This window comes from Paenibacillus sp. IHBB 3054 (assembly GCF_051594305.1).
In the GTDB taxonomy this organism is placed as follows: domain Bacteria; phylum Bacillota; class Bacilli; order Paenibacillales; family Paenibacillaceae; genus Paenibacillus_AQ.
Genome location: NZ_JBOFBG010000012.1, coordinates 1 through 23,745 on the forward strand (window position 1 = coordinate 1; position 23,745 = coordinate 23,745).

The 23,745-nt window shown below is 54.7% G+C and carries 22 protein-coding genes; 18 read left to right on the top strand and 4 right to left on the bottom strand.

Features of this window, described 5'->3' with window-relative positions:
- Positions 1 to 536 precede the first annotated feature (536 nt).
- From ACQ76X_RS15130 to ACQ76X_RS15185, 12 genes are all read left to right on the top strand, one after another.
- Complete coding sequence (locus ACQ76X_RS15130) at positions 537 to 1,493, top strand: adenosylcobinamide amidohydrolase (protein ID WP_438494872.1); 957 nt, start codon at positions 537 to 539, stop codon at positions 1,491 to 1,493.
- 37 nt (positions 1,494 to 1,530) lie between these two features.
- Positions 1,531 to 2,490 carry an adenosylcobinamide-phosphate synthase CbiB gene (cbiB, locus tag ACQ76X_RS15135; RefSeq protein ID WP_438494873.1) on the top strand — a complete coding sequence of 320 codons (960 nt, stop codon included), beginning with the start codon at positions 1,531 to 1,533 and terminating at the stop codon, positions 2,488 to 2,490.
- 55 nt (positions 2,491 to 2,545) lie between these two features.
- Positions 2,546 to 2,824, top strand: coding sequence for a hypothetical protein (locus tag ACQ76X_RS15140; RefSeq protein WP_438494874.1), 279 nt, complete (start codon positions 2,546 to 2,548; stop codon positions 2,822 to 2,824).
- 59 nt (positions 2,825 to 2,883) lie between these two features.
- Positions 2,884 to 3,594, top strand: a complete 711-nt coding sequence (locus ACQ76X_RS15145; RefSeq protein ID WP_438494875.1) for a histidine phosphatase family protein — start codon at positions 2,884 to 2,886, stop codon at positions 3,592 to 3,594.
- A gap of 285 nt (positions 3,595 to 3,879) precedes the next feature.
- Positions 3,880 to 5,334 (top strand): PLP-dependent aminotransferase family protein, encoded by a 1,455-nt coding sequence (locus tag ACQ76X_RS15150; RefSeq protein WP_438494876.1) that lies wholly within the window; start codon positions 3,880 to 3,882, stop codon positions 5,332 to 5,334.
- Positions 5,335 to 5,349: 15 nt separating this feature from the next.
- Positions 5,350 to 6,339, top strand: a complete 990-nt coding sequence (locus tag ACQ76X_RS15155) for a D-alanine--D-alanine ligase (RefSeq protein ID WP_438494877.1) — start codon at positions 5,350 to 5,352, stop codon at positions 6,337 to 6,339.
- Positions 6,332 to 7,516 (top strand): aminotransferase class I/II-fold pyridoxal phosphate-dependent enzyme, encoded by a 1,185-nt coding sequence (locus ACQ76X_RS15160; protein WP_340894290.1) that lies wholly within the window; start codon positions 6,332 to 6,334, stop codon positions 7,514 to 7,516. The genes ACQ76X_RS15155 and ACQ76X_RS15160 overlap by 8 nt, the downstream gene beginning before the upstream one ends.
- 337 nt (positions 7,517 to 7,853) lie before the next feature.
- Positions 7,854 to 8,915 carry a nicotinate-nucleotide--dimethylbenzimidazole phosphoribosyltransferase gene (gene cobT / locus ACQ76X_RS15165; RefSeq protein ID WP_342438770.1) on the top strand — a complete coding sequence of 354 codons (1,062 nt, stop codon included), beginning with the start codon at positions 7,854 to 7,856 and terminating at the stop codon, positions 8,913 to 8,915.
- Positions 8,912 to 9,460, top strand: coding sequence for a bifunctional adenosylcobinamide kinase/adenosylcobinamide-phosphate guanylyltransferase (gene cobU, locus ACQ76X_RS15170; protein WP_438494878.1), 549 nt, complete (start codon positions 8,912 to 8,914; stop codon positions 9,458 to 9,460). The genes cobT and cobU overlap by 4 nt, the downstream gene beginning before the upstream one ends.
- Positions 9,457 to 10,269, top strand: a complete 813-nt coding sequence (gene cobS, locus ACQ76X_RS15175; RefSeq protein ID WP_438494879.1) for an adenosylcobinamide-GDP ribazoletransferase — start codon at positions 9,457 to 9,459, stop codon at positions 10,267 to 10,269. The genes cobU and cobS overlap by 4 nt, the downstream gene beginning before the upstream one ends.
- A 100-nt stretch (positions 10,270 to 10,369) precedes the next feature.
- On the top strand, positions 10,370 to 11,974 hold the full coding sequence (locus tag ACQ76X_RS15180; RefSeq protein WP_438494880.1) for a cobyric acid synthase: 1,605 nt from the start codon (positions 10,370 to 10,372) through the stop codon (positions 11,972 to 11,974).
- Between the two features lie 2 nt (positions 11,975 to 11,976).
- Positions 11,977 to 12,303 (top strand): YnfA family protein, encoded by a 327-nt coding sequence (locus ACQ76X_RS15185; RefSeq protein WP_076112675.1) that lies wholly within the window; start codon positions 11,977 to 11,979, stop codon positions 12,301 to 12,303.
- Between the two features lie 112 nt (positions 12,304 to 12,415).
- Here the strand turns inward: ACQ76X_RS15185 and ACQ76X_RS15190 are convergent, their stop codons facing one another.
- A complete protein-coding gene (locus tag ACQ76X_RS15190; RefSeq protein WP_438494881.1) occupies positions 12,416 to 14,104 on the bottom strand; it encodes a methyl-accepting chemotaxis protein in 1,689 nt (562 codons plus the stop codon).
- A 389-nt stretch (positions 14,105 to 14,493) separates the two neighbouring features.
- Here ACQ76X_RS15190 and ACQ76X_RS15195 point away from each other — a divergent pair, with 389 nt between their 5' ends.
- Positions 14,494 to 15,219 carry a queuosine precursor transporter gene (locus ACQ76X_RS15195; protein ID WP_340894283.1) on the top strand — a complete coding sequence of 242 codons (726 nt, stop codon included), beginning with the start codon at positions 14,494 to 14,496 and terminating at the stop codon, positions 15,217 to 15,219.
- 87 nt (positions 15,220 to 15,306) lie between these two features.
- Here the strand turns inward: ACQ76X_RS15195 and ACQ76X_RS15200 are convergent, their stop codons facing one another.
- Entirely contained in the window at positions 15,307 to 16,401 is a 1,095-nt protein-coding gene (locus ACQ76X_RS15200; protein WP_438494882.1) for a M24 family metallopeptidase, read from the bottom strand.
- Between the two features lie 210 nt (positions 16,402 to 16,611).
- On the opposite strand from ACQ76X_RS15200, the gene ACQ76X_RS15205 reads away from it, so the two are divergent.
- The gene (locus ACQ76X_RS15205) at positions 16,612 to 17,961 is read left to right on the top strand and encodes a PQQ-dependent sugar dehydrogenase (RefSeq protein WP_438494883.1); all 1,350 of its coding nucleotides are present in this window, start codon (positions 16,612 to 16,614) and stop codon (positions 17,959 to 17,961) included.
- Positions 17,962 to 18,074: 113 nt separating this feature from the next.
- Here the strand turns inward: ACQ76X_RS15205 and ACQ76X_RS15210 are convergent, their stop codons facing one another.
- The gene (locus tag ACQ76X_RS15210; protein ID WP_438494884.1) at positions 18,075 to 18,803 is read right to left on the bottom strand and encodes an MBL fold metallo-hydrolase; all 729 of its coding nucleotides are present in this window, start codon (positions 18,801 to 18,803) and stop codon (positions 18,075 to 18,077) included.
- Between the two features lie 844 nt (positions 18,804 to 19,647).
- Between ACQ76X_RS15210 and ACQ76X_RS15215 the strand changes: the two genes are divergently transcribed.
- Both ACQ76X_RS15215 and ACQ76X_RS15220 read left to right on the top strand, forming a co-directional pair.
- Positions 19,648 to 20,508 (top strand): SDR family oxidoreductase, encoded by an 861-nt coding sequence (locus tag ACQ76X_RS15215; protein ID WP_438494885.1) that lies wholly within the window; start codon positions 19,648 to 19,650, stop codon positions 20,506 to 20,508.
- Between the two features lie 13 nt (positions 20,509 to 20,521).
- Positions 20,522 to 21,025, top strand: a complete 504-nt coding sequence (locus ACQ76X_RS15220; RefSeq protein WP_340894276.1) for a GNAT family N-acetyltransferase — start codon at positions 20,522 to 20,524, stop codon at positions 21,023 to 21,025.
- Positions 21,026 to 21,068: 43 nt separating this feature from the next.
- Here ACQ76X_RS15220 and ACQ76X_RS15225 read toward each other — a convergent pair whose 3' ends face one another.
- Positions 21,069 to 21,413 (bottom strand): winged helix-turn-helix transcriptional regulator, encoded by a 345-nt coding sequence (locus ACQ76X_RS15225; RefSeq protein WP_438494886.1) that lies wholly within the window; start codon positions 21,411 to 21,413, stop codon positions 21,069 to 21,071.
- Positions 21,414 to 21,503: 90 nt separating this feature from the next.
- Between ACQ76X_RS15225 and ACQ76X_RS15230 the strand changes: the two genes are divergently transcribed.
- On the top strand, positions 21,504 to 21,764 hold the full coding sequence (locus tag ACQ76X_RS15230; protein WP_038587188.1) for a YqkE family protein: 261 nt from the start codon (positions 21,504 to 21,506) through the stop codon (positions 21,762 to 21,764).
- Between the two features lie 529 nt (positions 21,765 to 22,293).
- Positions 22,294 to 23,745 (top strand): RtcB family protein, encoded by a 1,452-nt coding sequence (locus ACQ76X_RS15235; RefSeq protein WP_438494887.1) that lies wholly within the window; start codon positions 22,294 to 22,296, stop codon positions 23,743 to 23,745.

The following is a 23,745-nucleotide window of genomic DNA, read 5'->3' on the forward strand; positions in this document are numbered from 1 at the left end:
ACAGAATGCAGTTATCCCTATAGCTGAGGATGAGAAGAGGCAGGTTAGAGGAGAAGAAGCAGGTTAGTTGAGAAGAAGTAGGTTAGAAGAGAAGAAGTAGGTTAGCTGAGAAGAGGCAGGTTGGAGGGGAAGAAGTAAGTTAGCTAAGAAGAGGCAGGTTAAAGGAGAAGTAGTATGTTAGTTGAGAAGAAGTAGGTTAGAAGAGAAGAGGCATGTTAGAGGAGAAAAGGTTTGTTAGAGAGCTAAGGTTATTTCTATAAAAAGTCATAGTGATCCGGCTGCCCTTCTATACTTAGCAGGAATCCAACGTTGATGAAAGTCTTATGTTATTCACTCCTTGTGCGGCAAGGTTTAGGGAGATCGGCTGGATGGCACGCTTCTTCTTGCCCGCTTTTTGAGTACAATTACAGTAGGAGTTACGGAGCCGCAGTAAGCTGTGAACAAGGAGCTGAAGTGTGAACGAGGTTGAAACTGCAAGCAAGGCTGATGCTGTGCATAGAGTTTGGAAAAGAACTGTGAGGGGAGACGGATAGAAGATGGATGAAGTGAAAATCCCTTTTAATCTTACCGGCGGGGAAACTGTGTACCTGAGCAGGGTATGGCCGGGGCTTGTGCTGGAATGGAAGGAAGGACATCTGCTGCTGGAGTTCCCGGCTGAGGCGGATGGGATTTCGAGTGCGGTGTACGGCGGGGGAATGGGGCGTCTACAGCGGGCCGTCAACCAATTTGTCAGTCGTGATTACGAATGCAGCGATCCTGTGCGGGATATGGAGTTTATATTGCGCGAATGGGGCTACCCGCAAGAAGGCTGTGCGGGCCTTATGACTGCTGTGCCGCTGGAGCACGCAGCTGTGATAGAAGAAGATACCGGCTCGGCAGGCATCTTTTGCTGTGTGACGGCCGCTTCGGGCAATGCTGCGCGTGCCGGGGTGGAGCGCCCCGTGCTGGCGGCTTACCGCCCCGGCACGATCAATATTATGCTCGGCATTGACGGACGGCTGACTCCGGCGGCGATGGTCAATGCTGTAATGACGGCAGCCGAAGCCAAAGCTGCCGCCCTGGCCGATCTCGGCGTCACCGATCCCGAGAACGGCCTGATTGCAACCGGCACAACCACGGATGCGATTGTGCTTGCGGTGAGCCAAAGCGGGCGCTACGGCGCGGAGCATGTCTACGCAGGAACAGCGACTGATCTTGGCGGTGCGATTGGCCGGCTGGTGTATGCCGCTGTTACCGGCAGCCTGCAGTCGGTGAAATCCGTGCAGCCGGCGCATTCTGTGCAGCCAGCCAAGGTGGAACAATTGGCTGAACCAGTAATATCGGCTCAAACGGATCAAGTTGTGCAGCACGATTCCAAGGCGCAAGCCATCCAAAGCGCCCCCATGGCTCAAGCTGTGCCACCTGCTCCACTGGCTCAAACTGTGTCATCCGCTCGACTGACCCAAGCTGTGCCATCTGCTCTACAGGAGCAGGCTAGGAAGGGCGGGCAATGAGCAGCCAATTCCTGATAACCCGGCGGGGTGAGCACCCGTGAGTCTTGCCTTAATATTGCTGGCAGCCTATGTGCTGGACCTGATCGTAGGCGATCCAAGGAGTCTTCCCCATCCCGTAGTGTATATGGGGAAGGCGATTTCTGCGATCGAGCGGCTGATCCGCCGCTTTGACTCGCAGCCGCGGAGCCTGAAGCGGGCCGGGGTGCTGCTGCCGCTGCTGGTGGCGGGCGGAGCCTGGGGGCTGACAGCACTCCTCGTCGGACTGCTGTCCTGGGTATCTCCCTGGCTCGGCTGGGCAGCCGAGGCTTGGCTGATCTCCACAACGATTGCCGCCAAAGGATTGAAGGAGGCAGGGCTTGCCGTATACGTCGAGCTGCGCAAGGGTGATCTTCCCGCAGCGCGCAGGGCGCTGGGAATGATCGTTGGCCGCGATACGGCTGGGCTGGACAGCCCGGAGATTGTCCGCGGCACTGTGGAAACCGTAGCGGAGAATATCGTCGATGCGATTATTTCCCCGCTGTTCTTCGCCCTGCTGGGCGGTGCACCGCTGGCCATGGCTTACCGTGCAGTGAACACTCTAGATTCCATGGTCGGCTACAAGAACGACAAATACCGCGATCTCGGCTGGGCATCCGCCCGGCTCGATGATGTGGCCAATTACATACCGGCGCGAATCACTGCGCTGTTGTTAACCTTATGCGCCTGGCTGCTGCGGCTGGATTGGCGGGGCTGCTGGCGCACCGTACTTCGCGATGCCCGCCTTCATCCCAGTCCGAACAGCGGCTACCCGGAGTCGGCAGTTGCCGGAGCACTGGGCATTCGGCTGGGAGGCGAAAATGTCTATCACGGCATCACTTCGTTCCGGGCTTACATGGGGGACCCGCTGCGCGCTATGGAACCGGAGGATATTATTGTGACCTCCCGACTGATGCTGCTCTCTTCGGCAATATTCGTCTGCTTCTGCGCAGCATTGGCATGGATTTGGATCGGAGGCTGAGCGGCGAGCATGACAGATCTAACACATGGACAAGGAGAAGGACAGGAGCTTGAGCATGAGCAAGAGCGCGAACAAGGGCAAGAGCAAGGGCAAGAGCAAGAGCAAGAGCAAGAGCAAGAGCAAGAGCAAGAGCAAGAGCAATGGCAAGGGCAAGGGCAAGGGCAAGGGCAAGAGCAAGGTCAAGAGCAAGAGCAAGGTCAAGAGCAAGGTCAAGAGCAAGAGCAAGGTCAAGAGCAAGGTCAAGAGCAAAAGCAAGGACAAGAGCAAGGGCAAGAACAAAGGCAAAAGCAAGAACAACAGCAAAGGCAAAAGCACGGAAAAGAGTCAAAGCTAAAACAAGTGCTAGAGCAGGGGATAAGGAAAGAGTCAAGGCCGAGGGATGAGAAAGCACAGGTGCTGGCTCCAAAACTGGATCAAGTGCTGCCCAAAGTACTCCAGCTCAAGTTAGTTCTTCTCCGCCATGGCCATACACAGTGGAATAAGGAACGCCGTTATCTGGGGAGCACGGATATTCCTCTGCTGCCCGGAGCACGGGAGGAGTTGACTGCGCTCAGGGAGCAGCCTGAACTGCGCGGAGATTTCTGGCGGGTATATTGCAGCGATTTGCGCAGATGCCGGGAGACATTGGCTTGCATCGCACCAGGTCTTGAGGCGTCGTCCCTTTATGATTCCCGTTTGCGTGAGATGAGCTTCGGCGCGTGGGAGGGCTGTACTTATGAGCAGCTGCAGAATAATCTCAATTATCGAAGCTGGATCGATGATCCTGCTGAGGTCACGCCGCCTGACGGGGAATCCTGGCAGGCGTTCGAAGCGCGGCTGGACTCGTTTTTAAAGGAACTAAGGCAGGCAGCCGAAGCAAGCGGGGATGAAGCTGAATTAAGCCCGCTCCCTGAAGACAGTACCGTCCAAACTGCCGCTCCGGACAACCACCCTAGTGAAGAGCCGCTGCATTTGCGTGTGCTGCTGGTGACCCACGGCGGTGTAATCCGCCAGCTGCTGGCACGGGCTTTGGAGGACGTGACTTTCCGTACCGCTGCCGCTCCGCCGCCTGGAACGGCGGCAGTACTTACACTGGTACGGAGCGCAGGCAAGTGGCAGTGGTAATCCTTATTCAAAAAAATGTTCTGCCAAACGTATCTCTAAGCACTAGAAGAAATCCCATGATGCATGCGTTGATTAGTCCCTGTGCCGTGTATACAGCTGGGAAGCTGTGGGTCCGCAGAAACTGGATGCACAGAAAAGTACCCACATTATGTAATTAAAAAGCTATATCACTGCGGGACGTATGGGTTATCCCGTCATAGAACCACACCGGAAGAAAATCCCGGGGTTGTGGTTCTTTTTTTACGCTTGCGATTGTGCCATGATAGCTATGGGGGCGATTGAAGCATGTTTAAGGATTTCAAGCTCATTGCCGGACGTCCGGTATATATTCAGGTGAAGGATTATTTGAAGCATCTCATTCTAAAAGGCGCCCTCCAAGGCGGCCAGAAGCTTCCGTCGACACGCGAGCTCAGCACACTGCTGAAAGTCAGCCGCAATTCAATTATCTCCGCCTATGCGGGGCTTACGGATGACGGCTTTGCGTATACGGTGCAGGGTCTAGGAAGTTATGTTTCGCTTGCTGCCTCTACTGAGAGTGCGGCGGCCCCCTCCTGGACCGTGGACTGGAAAGAGCGGATGAACAGCCGCGCGCTGCTGGCGGAGGAACTGGATATAATGAAGCGCGGAATCCGCGCGGAGAAGGGCACGATTTCTTTTACCAGTATTGCGCCCGATGAGAGCCTGTTTGATCTGGATAATGTAAAGCGGGCCTTTCTGGACCGCATGTCCGTAGAGGGAAACGTTCTGCTGAACTATGGCTATGCCAAGGGGTATAAGCCTTTAATAGACTATTTGCGGCAATATATGGAGCATAAGGGCGTGGATATGCGCGGCAAGGATATGCTGATTACGAATGGTTTTACGGAAGGCTTCGATTTGGTGCTGTCCGCACTTGGCCAGAAGCATGGGCGTGTGCTCTGCGAGAATCCGACCCATCATACGGCGATCAAAAATATGCGGCTGAATGGATTTGATATCACTGGAGTAACCATGGAGCGGGACGGCATCCACCTCGGTGAACTGAAACGGGCGCTGGAGGAGCGGGAGTATGACTGCGCGTATTTTGTGCCTTCCTATCACAATCCCACTGGCATAGTCATGTCCCCCGAAAAAAGACAAGGACTGATGAAGCTGATGGCGGAGTACAGGGTGCCGGTCATCGAGGACGGCTTCAACGAAGAGCTGCGCTATTCGGGTTCGCATGTGGCTCCGTTAATCGCGGCGGCGGGCGGCGGGAACAGCGTCGTCTATCTTGGCAGCTTCTCCAAAGTGTTGTTTCCCGGACTGCGGGTAGGCTGGGTGCTGGCTGATCAGGAGCTGATCTACTATCTGGAAAGTGTCAAAAGAGCCCGCAGTATTCATACTTCAACGCTGGATCAATCCATTCTGTATCAATATCTGCTCGGTGGCCATCTGGAAAAATACCTCAAACGTGCGCGAACGGAATATAAACGGAAATACGAGCTGACGCTGGAATGCTGCAAGGAGTATTTGCCGTATTTTGGGCTAAGCGGAGACGGCGGCCTGCATCTTTTTGTAACATTTCCCGAAGGCTTTAGTACAAGAGAGCTGCTGGATGCCTGCCGTGAGCGGGGGGTTATTTTTACAGCGGGGGATATCTTCTTCACGAATGGAACAGGACAAAATACGCTGCGCCTGGGCTTCTCCAGGGTGGCTGACGGGGATATCCGCAGGGGAATCGAGATTATCGGCAGGGCAGCACGGCAACTACTGGGGTGAAAAGGGGTTATGGGGATGATAAAAGTAGGCGTAATAATGGGCGGGGTTTCCTCTGAATATGAAGTGTCGCTGAATACCGGCAGAGAAATGCTGAAGCACCTGGACCGGAGCAAATATGAGGTTGTCCCGGTGGTTATTACAGAGCGTGAACAGCTGATCGGACAGGTAAAAGGTCTGGATTTTGCGCTGCTGGCCCTTCATGGAACCTATGGTGAGGATGGAACGGTTCAGGGGACGCTGGAGACGCTTGGCATCCCATATTCCGGGAGTGGCGTGCTGTCCAGCAGCCTGTGCATGGATAAACATCTGTCCAAAACAATTCTCCGCAGCAAAGGTGTTCCTACGCCTGACTGGCTGTGCTGGGACCGGACGGAGGATGTTGCGCCGGAAGCCGTGGAACGACTCGGTTACCCGGTGATGGTGAAGCCGAACTCAGGCGGTTCCAGCATCGGGATGACCAAAGTGAATAGCTCGCAGGAGCTGCGGAGCGCGGTGGAGAGAGCTTTTGCCGCAGACCAGTCGGTACTCGTCGAATCGTATACCGAAGGTCAGGAGATTACCTGCCCGATCCTCGGCGGAACCCTGCTGCCCGTTATCGGCATCCATGCGCTGGGCGCGGACTGGTTCGATTACAGCTCCAAATATGAGCAGGGCGGAGCAGACGAACGGGTAATTCAGCTGCCTGCCGAGATCCTGGAGCGGGTGCAAGCGGCGGCGCTGGCCTGTTATCGTGCGCTGAAATGCTCGGTATATGCACGGGTGGATATGCTGCTGAAGAATGGGATTCCCTGCGTACTTGAGGTCAATACGCTTCCGGGCATGACCGAAACGAGCCTGCTGCCCAAAAGCGCACTTGCGGCCGGATTCACCTTCAGCAGCCTGCTGGATGAGATTATCGAAAGTTCTCTGAAGGAACGGCGAGCGAATCAGGCAGTTCAAGTAACGCAAGAGGTAATGGTGACGAAGATGGAAGAAGAAAGGCAAGAGGTAGCAGGTCATGCTTAAGGAGAACCGCAAGATGGCAGAGGATTGGATAGCTCCCCGTGTGCGGGAGATTGCGCCTTCGGGCATCCGGGCTTTTTTTGATCTCACTGCCGGTAACAACGATATTATATCACTGGGCGTAGGTGAACCGGATTTCGCTACACCTGAGCATGTAAGAGCTGCCTGCGTCCGCGCTTTGAACCGCGGGGAAACGATGTACACCCCGAATGCCGGACTGCTGGAGCTTAGAGAAGAGATCGCCCAATATCTGGGGAGCAGCTTTGGACTGCAGTATCATCCGGCGGACGAGATCATGGTTACGGTGGGCAGCAGCGAAGCCCTTGATCTGGCACTGCGCGCTTTCACGGCTCCGGGTGATGAGATCATCATCCCTTCTCCCAGCTATATTGCCTATTCGCCGATTGCCCACTTAAACGGAGGGGCGCTGGTTGAGGTGGAAGCTACGGCAGAGCAGGGCTTCAAGCTTACAGCGGAAGCGCTGCGTAAGGCCATCACCCCACGCTCGAAGCTGCTGGTAGTGAATTTCCCGAATAATCCTACGGGAGCAGTCATGTCCTATGAGGACTGGCTGCCGATTGCAGAAGTTGTAAAAGAGCATAATCTGCTCGTGCTGTCGGATGAAATCTATGCGGAGCTTACCTATGACAGCACTCATGTTAGTATCGCTTCGCTCCCCGGCATGCAGGAGCGGACGATAGTGATCAGCGGCTTCTCGAAGGCATTCGCCATGACCGGCTGGCGTGTCGGTTATGTCTGCGGGAATCATGAGCTGCTGGCAGCGATGCTGAAGATACATCAGTATACCGCGATGTGTGCGCCGGTGCTGGGCCAGATTGCCGCGATCGAATCCCTGCGCAGCGGGCTGCCCGACAAAGACCGGATGAAGGCATGCTTCCGGCAGCGCAGAACCCTGTTTGTCGAGGGGCTCAGAACCATCGGACTTCACTGCCATCAGCCGCAAGGTGCGTTCTATGCCTTCCCGTCGATCGCTCATACCGGACTGAAATCGGAGGAATTTGCTTTGCGCCTCCTACGGGAGGCTGGAGTCGCCGCAGTTCCGGGACATGTGTTCGGAAGCGGCGGCGAGGGGCATATCCGCTGCTCCTATGCGACATCCACAGAGAGGCTGACCGAAGCGCTGGAGCGGATGGAAGGGTTTATGAAAGTAAGAATATGAATGTAAACGAAAATGCAAGTGTGAATGAAAGTGTAAATGCAAATGTAAATGCAAATGATCATACGTGTGAAGAAATTCTCCGCAAGACAGCATTGAAGCTCTGCACCCGGAAGCAGCGGTATAGACAGCTTTCCAAGTGCATGAAGGTAAAAATGTAATTGTATGATCCTGCTATATCACCTATAATCCTTAAGGAAGAAATAGGGGTATGCACTCAAATAGTTCGCGGCAGCAGCAGTGGCAGCACAAAGCCCCCTTCTTTGGAGAAGGGGGCTTTGTGCCGTGGAGCTACGGTTATTCAAATAGAGTTGTAATAGAAGAAACAGGAGGAGTAACTATGATTTCAGCATTGGAAGAAGTGATCGGGCGGATTGTCCCCGCCGATGAACAAGCGATACTGCGCGCCGAGGACCGGCTGAACAGTCTGACTAAGCCGCCGGGAAGCCTTGGCCGGCTGGAGGCATTGGCCGTCCGGCTGGCGGGAATCTCCGGTGTGGAACAGCCAAGCTACGGCAAACGCACCGTAGTGGTTATGGCTGCAGACCATGGTGTCTGCAGTGAGGGAGTCAGCGCATTTCCCCAGGAGGTTACGGTGCAGATGGCCCATAATTTCCTCAGCGGCGGCGCAGCGGTGAATGTGCTGGCCCGCCAAGGCGGGGCAGAGGTGAAGCTGGTGGATATCGGGATAGGCGGTGACCTGAGCCATCCGGAGCTGATTGACCGCAAGGTGCGGCGTGGAACCTGCAATATGGCGCAGGGACCGGCGATGAGCCGGGAGGAAGCGCTGAGAGCCATTTTGGCCGGGGTGAACGTGGCGGAGGAAGCGGTGAAGAGTGGAACGGAGATACTTATCACCGGCGAAATGGGCATCGGCAATACGACAGCCAGCGCTGCGGTGCTGTGTGCACTGGAAGGCATTCCCGCAGAAACCGCTGTAGGCCGGGGCACTGGCATTGACGATGAGCGGCTGCGCCATAAAATCGCAGTGGTGGAGCGGGCGCTTCAAATCAATGCACCGGATCCGGACGATGCTATCGACGTGTTGGCTAAGGTAGGGGGCCTTGAAATCGCCGGTCTGGCCGGTCTTATTCTGGGCGCAGCCGCTGCACGGGTTCCCGTTGTGCTTGACGGCTTCATCTCCGGCGCCGCAGCGCTTGCGGCCAAAGCACTTGCACCGGAGTCCATCCATTATATGATTGCCTCGCATGTCTCAGGGGAGCAGGGGCATAAGCTGATGCTGGAGCGGCTGGGGCTGGAAGCGCTGCTCGACCTTGGGCTGCGTCTTGGCGAAGGAACAGGGGGCGCCCTCTGCCTTCATCTGATTGAGGCGGTGTGCCGGATTATGCGCGAAATGGCCACCTTCGAAAGCGCAGGGGTATCCGGGGCGGAGAGCCGATGAGCATCCTTGTAACAGGCGGCGCGCGCAGCGGCAAAAGCAGCTTTGCCGAACGCCTGACACTGTCGCTGGCCGGTCAGGCTTTCTATGTGGCGACCGGGCAAGCGTTCGATGAAGAGATGAAGGCGCGGATTGCCCTGCATCGGCAGCAGCGCGAAGAAAGCGGCGGCCAGTGGGAGACGCTGGAGGAGCCGCTGGATTTGCCGGCTCTGCTGGAGCGTCTCTCCGGGGGGAAGGCGGTGCTTGTAGACTGCCTGACCCTGTGGCTCTCCAATGTGCTGCTGGCCGTGGAAGGGCAGGCTGACAGACAAGAGCGGGTGGAGCAGGAAATCGCCAGGCTGGAGCACAGTGTGGCGTCTTTCCAGGGGACGCTCGTTTTGGTTACGAACGAGGTTGGCGACGGCATCGTGCCGGAATATGCACTGGGACGGCTGTACCGTGATCTCGCCGGACGGATGAATGCGCTGCTGGCCCGGCAGTGCCAGCAGGTCTTTCTCGTCACCGCCGGAATACCGGTTGAGCTGAAGAGCAGGGAGTATCTGCTATGAGTGCGCGGGAGGATGCTGCCGCTGCTTTTCAGTTCCTGTCGCGTTTTCCGGTAAAGGGCGGCGGCGACTTTTCCCGTGATTTGCTGCGGCGCAGCGTGGTCTATTATCCGCTCGTCGGCGCGGCGATCGGGGGGAGTGCTGCGCTGTGCGCCGCTGCAGCGGCTTGGCTGCTGCCGGCTTGGCCTGCCGCTGTAATCACCCTCATCCTGTGGGTAGGGCTGACCGGCGGGCTGCACCTGGACGGCTGGATGGACAGTGCCGACGCACTGCTCAGCTACCGCTCGCGGGAGCGGATGCTGGAGATCATGAAGGACAGCCGCGTAGGGGCGATGGGCGTCCTGGCCTGCGTGCTGCTATTGCTGCTGAAGGCCGCCTTGCTGGCGGCATTTATTGAAGGCGGCACCTATTACGAGCTGCCGCTGCTGTTATTGCCGCCGGTCTGGAGCCGCTGGTATATGGTGCGGGCGATGGCCCGCTATCCTGTTGCCCGCGGCAATGAGGGGTTGGCAGCCAGCTTCGCGGAGCTGCAGCCCCGGCAGGAGCGGCGCGCGCTGCTCACCGCCGCGCTGCTCTCACTGGCCGCTGCCGCTGCGCCACTTGCGCTCGGCGCGGCAAGCGGCACCTGGCCGCAGCATCTGGCGGCGGCCTGTCTTGCCCCGGTGGCCGCAGTGCTCTGCGGCCACCTCGCGGCGCGGCGGATCAGCAGCCGGCTCGGCGGGCTCACCGGCGATGTGTACGGCGCGCTGAACGAGCTGCTGGAGGCCCTGCTGCTGCTCCTGCTGGTGGTGCTGCTGCACAACCTGATGTAGCCGGAAGGCTCTGCGGAGAGCTACATTTCCGGCGTATGCTAGAACAAGAACAACTGCTTCGCCAGTACTCCGGCAGCAGGAAGAAAGCGGGGAGAAGAGCATGAAGAACCAAGCGGACACACAAGAGAAGAAACAGCGGGCGGCCGTGCTGATGATGCAGGGAACGGCTTCGGATGTCGGCAAGAGCCTCGTCACTGCAGCCATCGGGCGGATTATGACACAGGACGGCTACCGGACGGCGCCCTTCAAGTCGCAGAATATGGCGCTGAATTCCTATGTCACCGTGGACGGCAAAGAAATCGGGCGTGCCCAGGGCATGCAGGCCGAAGCTTTCGGCATTACGGCTACCAGCGACATGAATCCGATTCTGCTGAAGCCTTCGGGCGAGATGAGCGCGCAAATCGTCGTCCATGGCGTACCGCACACGGCGCTGAGCGCGCGGGAATACCGCGAGAAGTTTCTGCCGGAAGCCAAAGGGACGGTGCTGGACGCGCTGGATCGTCTGCGGGCAGCTTATGATATCGTGCTGATGGAAGGGGCGGGAAGTCCGGCCGAGATCAACCTGAAGGCGCGGGATATCGTCAATATGAATCTCGCAGGCTGGGCGGATGCGCCGGTGCTGCTGATCGCAGACATTGACAGAGGCGGCGTATTCGCCTTTCTGGTGGGTACACTCGAACTCTTGGAGCCGCATGAGCGGGCGCGTGTCAAAGGCTTCATTATCAATAAATTCCGCGGCGATCTGTCCTTGCTGCAGCCTGGTCTGGATTGGCTGGAGCAGCGCACCGGGATCCCGGTGCTTGGTGTGCTGCCGTTTCTGCCGCAGCTGCGGATAGAGGCGGAGGATTCCGTAGTACTGGAAGGGACTTCGGGCCGTATGCAGCCCGGCAGCGCGAAGGAGCTGGATATTGCAGTCATCCGCTACCCGAGAATATCGAACTTCACCGACTTCGATCCGCTGGAGGACGAGCCGGATACCGCTGTGCGTTATGTGACCTCTGTAGAGGAGCTGGGCACACCGGATGCCATCATTCTGCCGGGCACGAAGAATACGGCGGCAGACCTGAATTATTTGCGGGAGCAGGGCTTCCCTGAAGCAATAACGGATGCGCTGGAGCACGGAACACTGCAGCTTACCGGGATTTGCGGAGGTTACCAGATGCTGGGGCGGAGGCTGCTCGATCCGCATGCTGTTGAAAATGCGGAGCCGGGGGATAGTGACGGGCTGGGCTATCTGCCCCTGTCCACGGAATTTCTGCCGCATAAGACGACGGTGCGTGTGAGCGGCACGCTGTCTGGTAATCATCCGCTGCAATTATGCGGCTTTGACCCCGGAGCGGCTGAGGAAATTACTGTTGCCGGATATGAGATTCATATGGGTACCACGACAAAACATGAAGGTGCAGGCGTCAGAAGCCTGTTCCACCTGACGGGACCGGATGGGGAGACGTTGCCTGAAGGTTGGGGTACGCCGGACGGCAAGATATGGGGAACTTATCTGCATGGTTTGTTTCATAATGATAGCCTGCGCAGAGCCTGGCTTGACGGAATACGGCAGGCCAAAGGTCTTGCCCCGCTGGCCAGGACCTTCTCGTCGGCAGCGCTCCGCGAGCAGGAATTCGACCGTCTGGCAGATGCCGTAAGAGCCAGCCTTGATATGGAGGCAGTTTACAGAATAATGGGTCTTCCCGGAGAAGAGGGCTAAGAATGGTGCTGGCGGTTCTGCTGTTTATTGTTGCCGGTCTGGCTGAAATCGGCGGCGGTTATTTGATCTGGCTGTGGCTGCGGGAGTCGCGGCCGCTCTGGTACGGCCTTGTTGGTGCACTAATTCTGATTGCGTACGGCATCATCCCCACCTTGCAGAAGTTCCCTTCTTTCGGCAGGGTGTATGCCGCCTATGGCGGTGTGTTCATCGTGCTTGCCGTTCTTTGGGGCTGGCTGGTGGACAAGAAGACACCGGATCTGTATGACTGGATCGGTGCAGGTATTTGTGTGATTGGGGTATCGGTTATCCTGTGGGCACCGAGACACTGATCTGGAGGGGAAGAGCGTTTTTAAATTGCAGCGCAACCTAACAAAAAGGCAGTCCAAGCTTTGATAAGCTGTGGACTGCCTTTTGATATGGTTCGAAAGAAGCGGGTTCTCTTTAAATCTTGAACTGCTTCACAGCTTCCTGCAGCTTCACCGCTTGTTCATGCAGATGCTCCACGGTCAGGGAGTGGCCATCCAGCTCCTCGTGCTGCCGTGAGGAGTTCTCGGCAAGCAATTCTGCGCTGGCTTGCGATTTGCCGGTGATTTGTGCGGTTTCCTCCACCGAGGCGCTTACTTCTTCGGTGCCGGCCGAAATCTGCTGGGTGGCGGCAGATACGGACTGAATGCTGTGATTGATGCTTTGAATAAGAATAAGCAGTTGATTAAAGGCATTGCCGGCTTCCACCGCTTTGCCTACGCCCGAGGCTACTTCCGAGTTCACATGATTCATTTCTTCCACCGAACGGTTCATATCCTCCTGCAGGCTAAGCAGGAAGTCACGGATCTGCTCATTGGATTCCTTGGACTGCTCGGACAACTTGCGGACTTCTCCGGCTACAACAGCAAAACCGCGGCCATGCTCGCCTGCGCGTGCCGCTTCAATGGAAGCATTCAGCGACAGCATCTGAATCTGCTTGGTTATTTCGGTGATGCCCTGGACAACCCCGCCAATCATCAGGGAACGTTCATTCATGATGCGGAACTGCTCCAGCGACTTCTGAGAGGCATGCTCCACCTGACGCATTTGCTGTACGGCACTCTGGGCAACCTCATTGCCGCCCATGGCTTCCGCTGCAGCTTCACTGATCTGCTCGGTGACTTCACCGGCTGCGGATGCGATATGCTGAATGCCGAAATTGATTTCTTCCATGGCTCTGGAGTTCTCCAGTGCGCTGCTGGCAATAGTTGTACTGCCTTTGCCGATCTCCGTAACGGATAGCGCCGAACGCTCGGCCATTTCGCCCAGCACTTCAACACGCGCTTTCAGATCATTGGCATCGGCGACGACACTGCCTGATGTATCGAGAACCTGCCCGATCATTTCCTTAAGCCGTTGTCCCATACTTTGGAAGCTCACCGACAACTGGCCGACCTCATCGTTGCCCTTGATAACCAGATTCTGCGTGAAATCACCGGCAGCGAGCTTATTGCTATAAGCGGTAAGCTGAGAGAGCGGCCGCGTGATTTTCCGGCTCATGAAGGTCGCGGCGGCGGTTCCAATGATCAGCGACAGCAGTGTAATTCCTATACTTGCCCAAACGATGCTGTTTATCTTGTCTTCAACAAAACCAACGTCAGAACTTACTCCGATGACCATCCTGCTGCCGGGAACACTGACATAGGCGGTCTTATGTATACCGTGACTGTCACTATAGATTTCACTAAGCCCCGTTTTTCCTTTAGCGGCTTGTTCCATAGCGGGCAATACCTTAAGGTTTTCTTCAGCCTTCAGCTTTGAGCCGTGATCTGCGGCCAGTACGGTGGCCTTTCCATCTTTCATTTCGATGAGGAAAATGGTCTCCACATCATGCAGCTTTCTTTTTTCCTGGAAATAGTATTCGACATTCGTGGTGGCTTGTGCACTCTTACTCAGGGTCTGCTGGGCGTGGGTTGCGTTCAAATTCTTGTAGACATCCTGAGCGGCCCCGGTCAGAAGCTTGTTAATTTGCGGCATTACGTAGCCGTCGATGGTACTCATTGATATAAAGTAGAAGCTGATACTTAACACAAGAGATGTGAGCAATAGGACGACAAACAACAAAAGTGTAAATTTGCGGCTGATTGAATTCTTAAAGCGTGACATATCCATTCTCTCCTTTTCTATTTGAATGCATCGATCCCATGCCAACGCTTATAAGCGGGCACACAGCTATATACTCCATTGATGTTGGTCATATATCAGGCTATCGTTCCGGGGATATGATTGATAACTATTCTATAGAATTAACCTCCGGTTGAATAGTGAAAAAATTGAATTATAACGCATATTTTTCAGAAAAATATGAATAATTATCGAATGAACCATTTGTTTGCCGAAAATAAGTGACAACATTCTTCTTTTCTGAAAATTTAAAATTCTCATAGAATGTTAGCTTTTTATATGGTAGAGTATTAATGTTTTGTTCCTATAAACAAAATATCCGCGGTTCGTAACCATCCCGCGTAACCAAAACTAGGAGGAAGTATAGAAAAATGTTTAATTTGTTGTGGGGAATTTTGTTCGTTATTGTCAACTTCGGCCTATTTCTGCTCTGTTACCGTCTCTTTGGTAAAAAGGGGCTGTATGCCTGGGTTGGAGTTGCTACGGTCATCGCCAATATTCAGGTGGCCAAGACGATTGCCATGCCGCTGGACATCGTGATGACGCTGGGCAATACGATGTATGTAACGCTGTATATGACCAGCGATTTGCTTAATGAACGGTACGGGCGGAAGGAAGCACGCAATGCCGTATGGTTCGGCTTTTTCACCCTGCTGATGACTACGGTGATTATGCAGATGGCGCTGGTGTTCAAACCGCAGGGAGATCCCATTTTCCAGACCTCGCTGGAAACGATCTTTGGACTGATGCCACGTCTGGCGCTGGGAAGCCTTGCTGCCTATTTCATCAGCCAGTTCCTCGACGTGCGCCTGTATTCGTGGATCCGCAAATACTACAGCACCTCGCGCCAGCTTTGGATCCGCTCCAACGGCAGTACGATGATCAGTTCATTTGTTGATACGCTGATTTTTTGCACCATTGCGTTTGCCGGCAGATTCGATATGCAGGTGTGGATCGAAATTTTGCTGACTACCTATGTAGTGAAATTCCTGCTGACCGGTGCAGGCACGCCAATCCTTTACATTGCCCGCTCCTTTAAGTTTGCCGAAGAGGAAGAGCCGGCCCTGAAGGATGCGGAAAGCCGCAGCATTTCATAGATTGTGACCATAAAAAAGCAGTGAGTCTCCCGTTATGGGGTCGGCTCACTGCTTTTTTTGATGGACATATCTTATATTGGAATGCTGTTACAAATGGAGGATAGTCAGCTCTTTCGGGAAGCTGGTCAGCGTTACGGGACCTTCTGCCGTAATAAAGACATCATCTTCAATACGTACACCGCCTACGCCCGGCACATAGATGCCCGGTTCCACGGTGAATACGTTGCCGTTCTCGATAATATCCGTATTTAAACCGTGAAGGGAAGGATACTCATGGGTATCCATGCCAAGTCCATGGCCGACACGGTGCATGAAATATTCCCCGTAACCCGCATTTTCGATCACTTCACGCGCTGCCCGGTCCACTGAGCCGAAGGTGGCTCCTGCTCGGGAAGCGGCAATGCCTGCCAGGTTAGCGGCCAGCACCGTGTTGTAGATTTCGGTCAGCTTGCTGTCCGCTTCCTCCACGGCAAAGGTCCGTGTGATGTCGGAAGCATACCCGGCGGCATATACGCCAAGGTCGAACATCAGGAAATCACCCGGCTGGATGATGCGGTCTCCCGGCACACCATGCGGAAGGGCAGTATTAGAACCACTGAGGACCATAGTGTCGAAGGAAGGACCGGAGGCACCGACCTTTTTCATCAGATATTCCAGCTCGGCTACCAGCTCAATTTCGCTGACTCCGCTTTTCACATGTTTTAGACCTCGGCGCAGAACCTCCTCCACCAGCTCGGCGGCATGTTTCATCCGGCTGACTTCCTCCGGTGTCTTCTTGGCGCGCATCGCCCGGAGCAGGGGACCGATATCGCTAAATTGCGCTGCAGGCACAGAATCGGCGAGTAGCTCATACCGGCTCACGGAGAAATGCTCTTTCTCTATGCCGAGTGTTCCAGGTGTTTTGCCGCCAAATTGCGACTTTAGCAGCTCATACGGATTATCGGTATCGCTGTGTGTCAGGATCGTCGTGACGGAGGAAGCCGCATGCGCCGCTTCGGCATCCAGTGCCGGGACAATCAGGACGGGCTCCTCTCCGCGAATCAGCAGCAGGCCAAGAAAACGTTCATGCGGATTGCTGGCAAACCCGGTCAAGTAGTAGACATGTTTGGGATCGGTGACGAGCAGAGCGTCCAGCCCTTCTCCCGCCATTCCTCCAGCCAAACTTTGTAAAGCATCATTCATTTCAGGTGTTCCCCTTTCGTCATCACGATAAAAAAAAGCAATGTTTTCATTATAGATCATTAACCGGCAGGGTGCACGTCTCTGTAGATTTGCTTGCCCAAAGGGTTTAGCGAACCGCAAGGCCGGGTAATAGTTGCCCAAATTGATTGCAGACTGAACATAACAAGCTTTGAAGCCAGTGTTCATATATTCTTTCAGGAGGTGACAGCCATGTCCGGCAAAAGAAAAGTCCACCACAGCCTTCTAGGGTGCTGTATGTTGATCCTGCTGACAGGAGGGTTGTCAGCCTGCACAGCTCCTTCCGAAACCAGTAATGCGGGGGAACCGCTGAAGAGTGCAGGGCCGCGCCTGTCGGGAAAACCTGCAGAGAGCGCAGATCCATCCTTGGTTTCTCCGTCAAATTATACATCGGATGGCAATCAGGATCAGCAGGCAGAGACTCAGGTCTCATCGAGCCCCGCTCCCTCTGCAGAACCAACCCCATTTACAGTATCTGAGGATCCTGCAACAACAACTTCAGTAAAGTCCAAAGCATCCTTCCCCTATACAGCTCAAACAGTAGCAACGGGGCTGAATGTCCCTTGGGAAATGGTATTTGCTCCGGATGGGCGGATTTTTTTTACCGAACGGCCCGGCAGCCTGCGGGTGATTGAGAACGGTAAACTGAGAAAGGCTCCGCTGCTGGAGCTTCTTGCGCCGTTTGTCAGCAAGGGGGAGGGCGGTCTCTTGGGACGTGCGCTGGATCCGGCGTTTGAAAAAAGCGGATATGCCTACGTCTACCATTCCTATCTCCATACAGACGGCGGAGTGCAGAACCGCGTACTGCGGCTCAAGATCAGCAGCGGCAAAGCGGAGATTAACAAGGTGATGCTGGATGGCATCCCTGGAGACACCAATCATAACGGCGGCAGGATTAAAGTAGGACCGGACGGATATCTGTACGTCACTGCCGGTGAACGTTATAAGCCGGAGCTGGCACAGGATAAGGACAGTCTGGGCGGGAAAATCCTGCGAATCTCCCTTGACGGGTCCATCCCGCAGAATAACCCTTGGCCGGATTCTCCCGTCTACAGCTGGGGCCACCGCAACCCGCAAGGGTTGGCCTGGCAGCCGGACACTGGAGTGCTTTACAGCTCGGAGCATGGCCAGTCCAGCCATGACGAAATCAATATCATTGAGGCAGGCGGCAATTACGGCTGGCCGCTTATTGAAGGCGATGAAACCGCAGGCAAAGGTGAGGTGAGTCTGAGGCTTCCGCTGCTGCATAGCGGCAGCCAAACCTGGGCTCCGTCGGGAATGGCTTTTATTACACAGGGGCCATGGAGCGGTGAACTGCTGGTTGCCGGGCTGGCCGGAGAACAACTGCTGTGGATCTCCCCGTCGTCCGGAGGCGGGAAGGCTAAGGCAACAGCATTGTTCCAGGAGAAATGGGGCCGGCTCCGCAATGTGGCCGAGGGTCCGGATGGTACCTTATATGTAATGACGAATAACCGGGATGGCAGGGGCGAGCCCGGAAACAATGACGACAAGCTGATTGCCCTTAAGCCAAACTGGAAATGAGCCTAATGCCGCTCCTCGTTTGATATCCCATCATGAGCATAAATCAGGCCCGCTCGTAGATTACTCTACTTGCGGGCCTGATTTATGTCTGGACTATAGCCGGAGTTGCTCTGTTAGAGCGCATCCGTCAATTGGTTGATAAGCTCCTGCGGACTGCCGCCGTAGAGTCCGCCGTGGTAACACAGGACGGACTGGATTAACCGTCCTTCCAGCTTGTGTAGGCTGCGCAGCGCCTGCGGCATGTCCGGTGTGGCCGACTCTGCCGGTCCGGTCAACTGTCCGTCTACTACGAGCAGCTCATCGACTGCCAGCAGTAGCGCTTGTTCCTGCACATAAAGGCAGATATGCCCCGGCGTATGGCCGGGGGTATGAATAATTTCGATGCCGCCGCCCCACGGCAGCCGCTGGCCGTCATGCAGCTCCGTGAAGCTACCGAGCTGCGCCAGCTGCTCCAGAAACGCATGGAACTGCTCCTGAAATGCCTGCGGCATCTGCGCGACCCGCTGCGGATTCATCTTCAGCATCGGCTGGCTGTTCGTGATTGCCGGAATATCGCCCGGATGGGCGAACAGCTCAACGCCGGGGAGCTTCTGCACGAGCAAAGGGAGATTGCCGATATGATCAATATCCTGATGGGTGAGGATAATGCGTTTAATGCTGGAAAGCTGTTCGCCCGCTTGCTCTATAGCTTGCAGCAGAGCATCGTATTGGCCGAACATGCCGGTGTCTATGAGGGTCAAGTCCTCCCCATCTTTCAGCAGCACCGGATAAATCTTGGTAGGACCCATTATGGGAGAGATCATGGGGACAGTCAGTACGATAACATTTGGGCCAATATTCATAGTTCAGCTCCGGGAACAGGATTCCCGGAATTCACCTCCATATAAGTTTTCTCAGTTAGCAATCGGCGTTCCGTTCGGGACCTTGCGGTCCGGAGCCAGCAGGATGACCTCGCCTTCCTCAGCATGCAGTGCGTACCCCGCCAATCGTGAAACTTTGAGCATGCGATGCGTAATCCGCAAAAGTGAAACTTTGAGCATGCGATGCGTAACCCGATAATCGTGAAACTTTGAGCATACGTTGGGTAACCCGCCAATCGTGAAACTTTGAGCATGCGTTGCGTAACCCGCAAACGTGTATCTTTGAGCATGCGATGCGTAACCCGCAATCGTGTAACTTTGAGCATGCGATGCGTAACCCGCCAAACGTATATCCGTGAGCATGGTTTTGGTGCTGTTTCTGCTCGGCGGACTGTATGTTCTTTATTTGGCTCAAATCCCATGACCAGCACTGTACGCGGACTGCATAGCCCTTATTTGCTTGGAAAACGGGCTAAACTACCCAGTTTCAATAAGATAGCGGCGCTGGTGTCCGTTCGAAGAGTCTGGAGTCCTTTTTGTACAGAATAATGTCTCCTGAGTCCGCGAGACAGTCTGAGCCGCTAGATGCTGATTGCCGGCTGATGTATCCTGTACTCCATTCGATTGACGCCGTATCCTATTCAAATAATGATACAATTACAGGACTACAGCAATCTGGACGAGCGATTCACACAGCTGAATAGCCATATGTACTGAAAGGCTTTTCTTGTGCACCTGATTTGATGTAACATAATCTTAAAACATATGCTGTGGAAAGGCCAGGCTGGCAGGTGTAATTGGCAGGTTGCTAGAGAGGGGATTGGCCATGAATGGAAAGACGGTGCTTATAACCGGAGGTAACTCCGGGATGGGATTGGCAACGACGATTGAAATGGCCCGCCAGGGAGCAACAATGGTGATGGCCTGCCGCAGCCGCAAGCGCGGGGAAGAGGCGCTGGCGGAAGCCAAGCGGGAGAGCGGATCTGACCATATCACGCTGATGTTATGCGATTTGGCTTCGTTTCAGAGTATCCGCGAGTTTGCAGCGGAATTCAAGGCGAGCCACCCCATACTCGACGTATTGATTAACAATGCCGGTGTAGTGGCCGTTAGACGTGAGCTTACGGCGGACGGCTTCGAGCAGGACTTCGGCGTGAACCATTTGGGACACTTCTTGCTGACCCGTCTGCTGCTGGATCAGCTAAAGGCGGCAGAGCAAGGCAGGATTGTGGTCGTTGCTTCCGGGGCCTACAAGATCGGAAAGCTGTATTTGAACGATCCTACTCTGTCGCGCGGTTTCAATCCGGCCAAGGCTTACGCGCGTTCCAAGCTGGCCAATATCCTTTTTACGAGAGAGCTGGCCAAGCGCCTGCAGGGCACGGAAGTTACGGTCAATGCTGTACATCCGGGTGCTGTGGGGACCAACATCGGGGTTAACCGGGAGACAGGCTTTGGCCGCTCGGTGCTCAAGCTGTTATCCTATTTCTTCCTGACACCCGAGCAGGGGGCGGACACGGCAATCTATCTCGCGACGGCGCCGGAGCTGCTGGGAGTGACCGGACAATATTATTACCGCCGAAAGATCAAAGAGCTGTCACCGCGGGCATTGAATCAGGAAGATGCCGAGCATTTGTGGCAGTGGAGCCTGGAACAGACCGGAGCAGATAAGGGCTTATACAACTTTTAGGAGGATCTGAAGAATGGCTTGGCACAATTACAGCATTGAAGATGCAACACTAGAGGATTTAGGGGCAATTGTGGAGATTTATAATTCAACGGTAGCCGGACGGATGGTTACTGCTGACCTGGAGCCGGTTCGGGTGGAGGACCGTTTGCACTGGTTCCATGAGCATAACAGCCATCATCGCCCGCTGTGGGTACTGAAGCAGGACGGCGAGGTTGCCGCCTGGTTCAGCTTCCAGTCGTTCTATGGCCGTCCGGCCTATAATGGAACCGCAGAAGTCAGTGTATATGTAAGCGGGAAGTTCCGCGGCAGCGGTGCCGGGAGTATCCTGCTGACCAAGGCACTGGAAGAATGCCCGCGCCTTGGTCTTCAGAATTTAGTTGGTTTTGTATTCGGCCACAACGAGCCAAGCCTGGCTCTGCTGCGGAAATTTGGTTTTGAACAATGGGGACTGCTGCCTGGAGTTGCTGAAATGGACGGCATTCAACGTGATCTGGTCATTATCGGCCGTAAGCTGTAAGGAACAGCGCACCATTGTTTGTGCAGTATGAGAAGGATAACTCTTAATCAGGAGGAATTCCTTCAGGCCCGCAGCCTTCCGGTTCAATCCAGGATTCCGACCATTCCTGCAGATCACGGATGACCGATTCCAGCGCCCGCCCTTTATCCGTCAAGGAGTATTGAATTCTTACGGGTGTCTCGGGAAATACTTCGCGGAGGACAATGCCTTCCAGCTCCAGTTCCTTAAGCCGTTCGGACAAGAGTCTGCCGCTGACGGGCAGAGAAGACTCGATAACACTGAAGCGCTGTGGTCCCTGAAGGAGCTGATAGATGATTAAGCCTGTCCAACGTCTGCCGATGATATCCATGCTTTTCTGTAACTTTGGACACAAATCTAGGGATTTCATAAGGCTCACCTCTTACTGAATATTATAAACGAAAAGACCTATAACTAAAACAAATTTGAACTACATGCAATGCCCGAAAGGATGAGTTACATGGCCAAAAAAAAGAAAATAACCCCTGCTCCACGTCCCGCTGCATCGGATGCTCCGGCAACACTCCGGGATCTCCTCAGCAGTGATGTGCTCGACAAGCTGAAGGCGCAGTCCGATGCGCTCAAAGCCGAGGAGAATGACAAGAAAGAGGCAGCCCGCAAAGCGGTAGAGGATCAGCGGAAAGCCGAGCAGAAGCGGCTGGAGAATGATTTTGCCCATTTGCTGGAGAACAGCAAACAGGATTGGCATAAATTCAAGTAAACAAATAACCTATGAAGAGGCGCCTGAGAGGGTGTCTTCTTTTTTTGCGTGCAGGGGAAATAGTCCTTTTGATGTATTTTTTGCGCAGGCGAGCCGCAGAATTCAGTAGATTCTGCGGCTTTTTTTGCAGCCTGGCGGACAGGACTTCCAATATAAGGGTTGACAATCTGCAGCAGAGCCATATATTATTGGGTTTATCATTTAGAGAAGGGAGGCCGATGGGCCATGATTGGAACTATTGTACTGGAATTGTTGCCTTGCCACATTACAACCGCATATGAACCATCTGATCTCATCGCCTTCGTCCGGGAGACATGATGTGCCCTTGGCTCATCCTGTCGCATTCTTGCACATGGGTAAGCTTTAAATTATGTTAGGTAATTTTGAAGCAATGATTAGCTCTTCGAGAGCCGTGGATCAGAACTGATCTGCGGCTTTTTTTGCGTACCTGAAACACTAAAGATTTCACGAACGGAAAGATAATTTAATTTAACTTATTAACGAACTTGAGAGGAATTGAAAATAACTTATGAATAGTAATTCACAACAAGCGGACTTCGATGAGCCGCAATATAAACACCGGGTGGCTCTTCCGGGAGGCGACCTGAAGGTCTATGCCAGCGGGCAATTATTTGCCACACTGGACTATAAGGTCATGGAAATGGCAAACAACAACCTGCAAATCCCGAATATTGAATATATGAGCTATACACCGGATGTACATGTAGGCGTCGGCACCTGCATCGGCACAACTGCGGTATGGGATGCGGCAGGAGGATATGTGTCGCCCTCTATCGTGGGCAGCGACATCGGCTGCGGAATGCGCGTGCATCTCACCAATCTGCACAAGGATGATCTGCGTGAGGTTAAGCTGCGGAGAAAGCTGGTCCGCGCCATCGAGAAATATTTGCCGATGGAGGCGCAGCAGCGGGGCCATTACAGCGATATCCGGCTGGAGAATGTAGTCCGCAAGGGGCTGCACGGGCTGCCGAACAAATATGTACCCGACAGCTACACTCCGAAGAAATCAAGCGCGCTTTCCCATGTGGAGATCAGCAAGCTGGCGTTTGACGAGGAGATCCTGAATGAGCTGCCCGATATGGCCTGGCACCGCGGACACCGTCAGCTGGGTACCCTTGGAGGAGGCAATCATTTCGTCGAGATTCAGGCGATTGAGATTGCGGAGGAACAGCGGGAGGTGGCGGAAGCCTGGGGGCTGCAGGACGGGCAGGTTGCCGTGATGATCCATTCCGGCTCACGGGCCTGGGGCGGCATGGTCAACCAGTTCTGCACCCCGGCCTTCGCCAAGGTGATGGGGCAGCTAGGCCTTGGCAGCGCCGATCCGCGCCTGATCTTTGCCCCGCTGGAACATCCGCAAGGCCAGCGTTATGTTAATCTGATGTACTCCGCCTTGAACTACGCTGTCGTGAACCGGCATCTGATCGCCTACGGTGTCCGCGAAGCGTTCCGTGAGGTATTCGGCACGAAATGTGAGCTGCGCACCCTGTATGACCTGATGCACAATTATGCCTGGAAGGAAGAGACCTCTTCGGGGACCAAATTTGTGCACCGCAAGGGGGCAACCCGTGCCTTGCCGGCTCAGCATCCGGACAATCCGCGGCCCTATGCTGCGACCGGTCACCCGGCGCTGATTCCCGGCTCAATGGGCACCGCCTCTTATATCATGGTCGGGCAGCCCGGCGGGGAAGAGAACTTTTATTCCATCTGCCACGGTGCAGGGCGGATCCGTTCACGCACGGCAACGAAACGGCTGGTGTCTGTTCATGAATTTTCCCAGTCGCTAAAGGTAGGCAAAGAAGATGAGATTGTAGTAAACCAGCATTCCCTGGAATCTATCATTGACGAATCTCCCCAAGCCTATAAGAATGTAGATGAGATCATAGAAAGCGTTACGGGCGCCGGCCTGGCTGCCGTTGTGGCCAAGTGCAAGCCGCTCGCAGCGATAAAGGGGACCAAATAG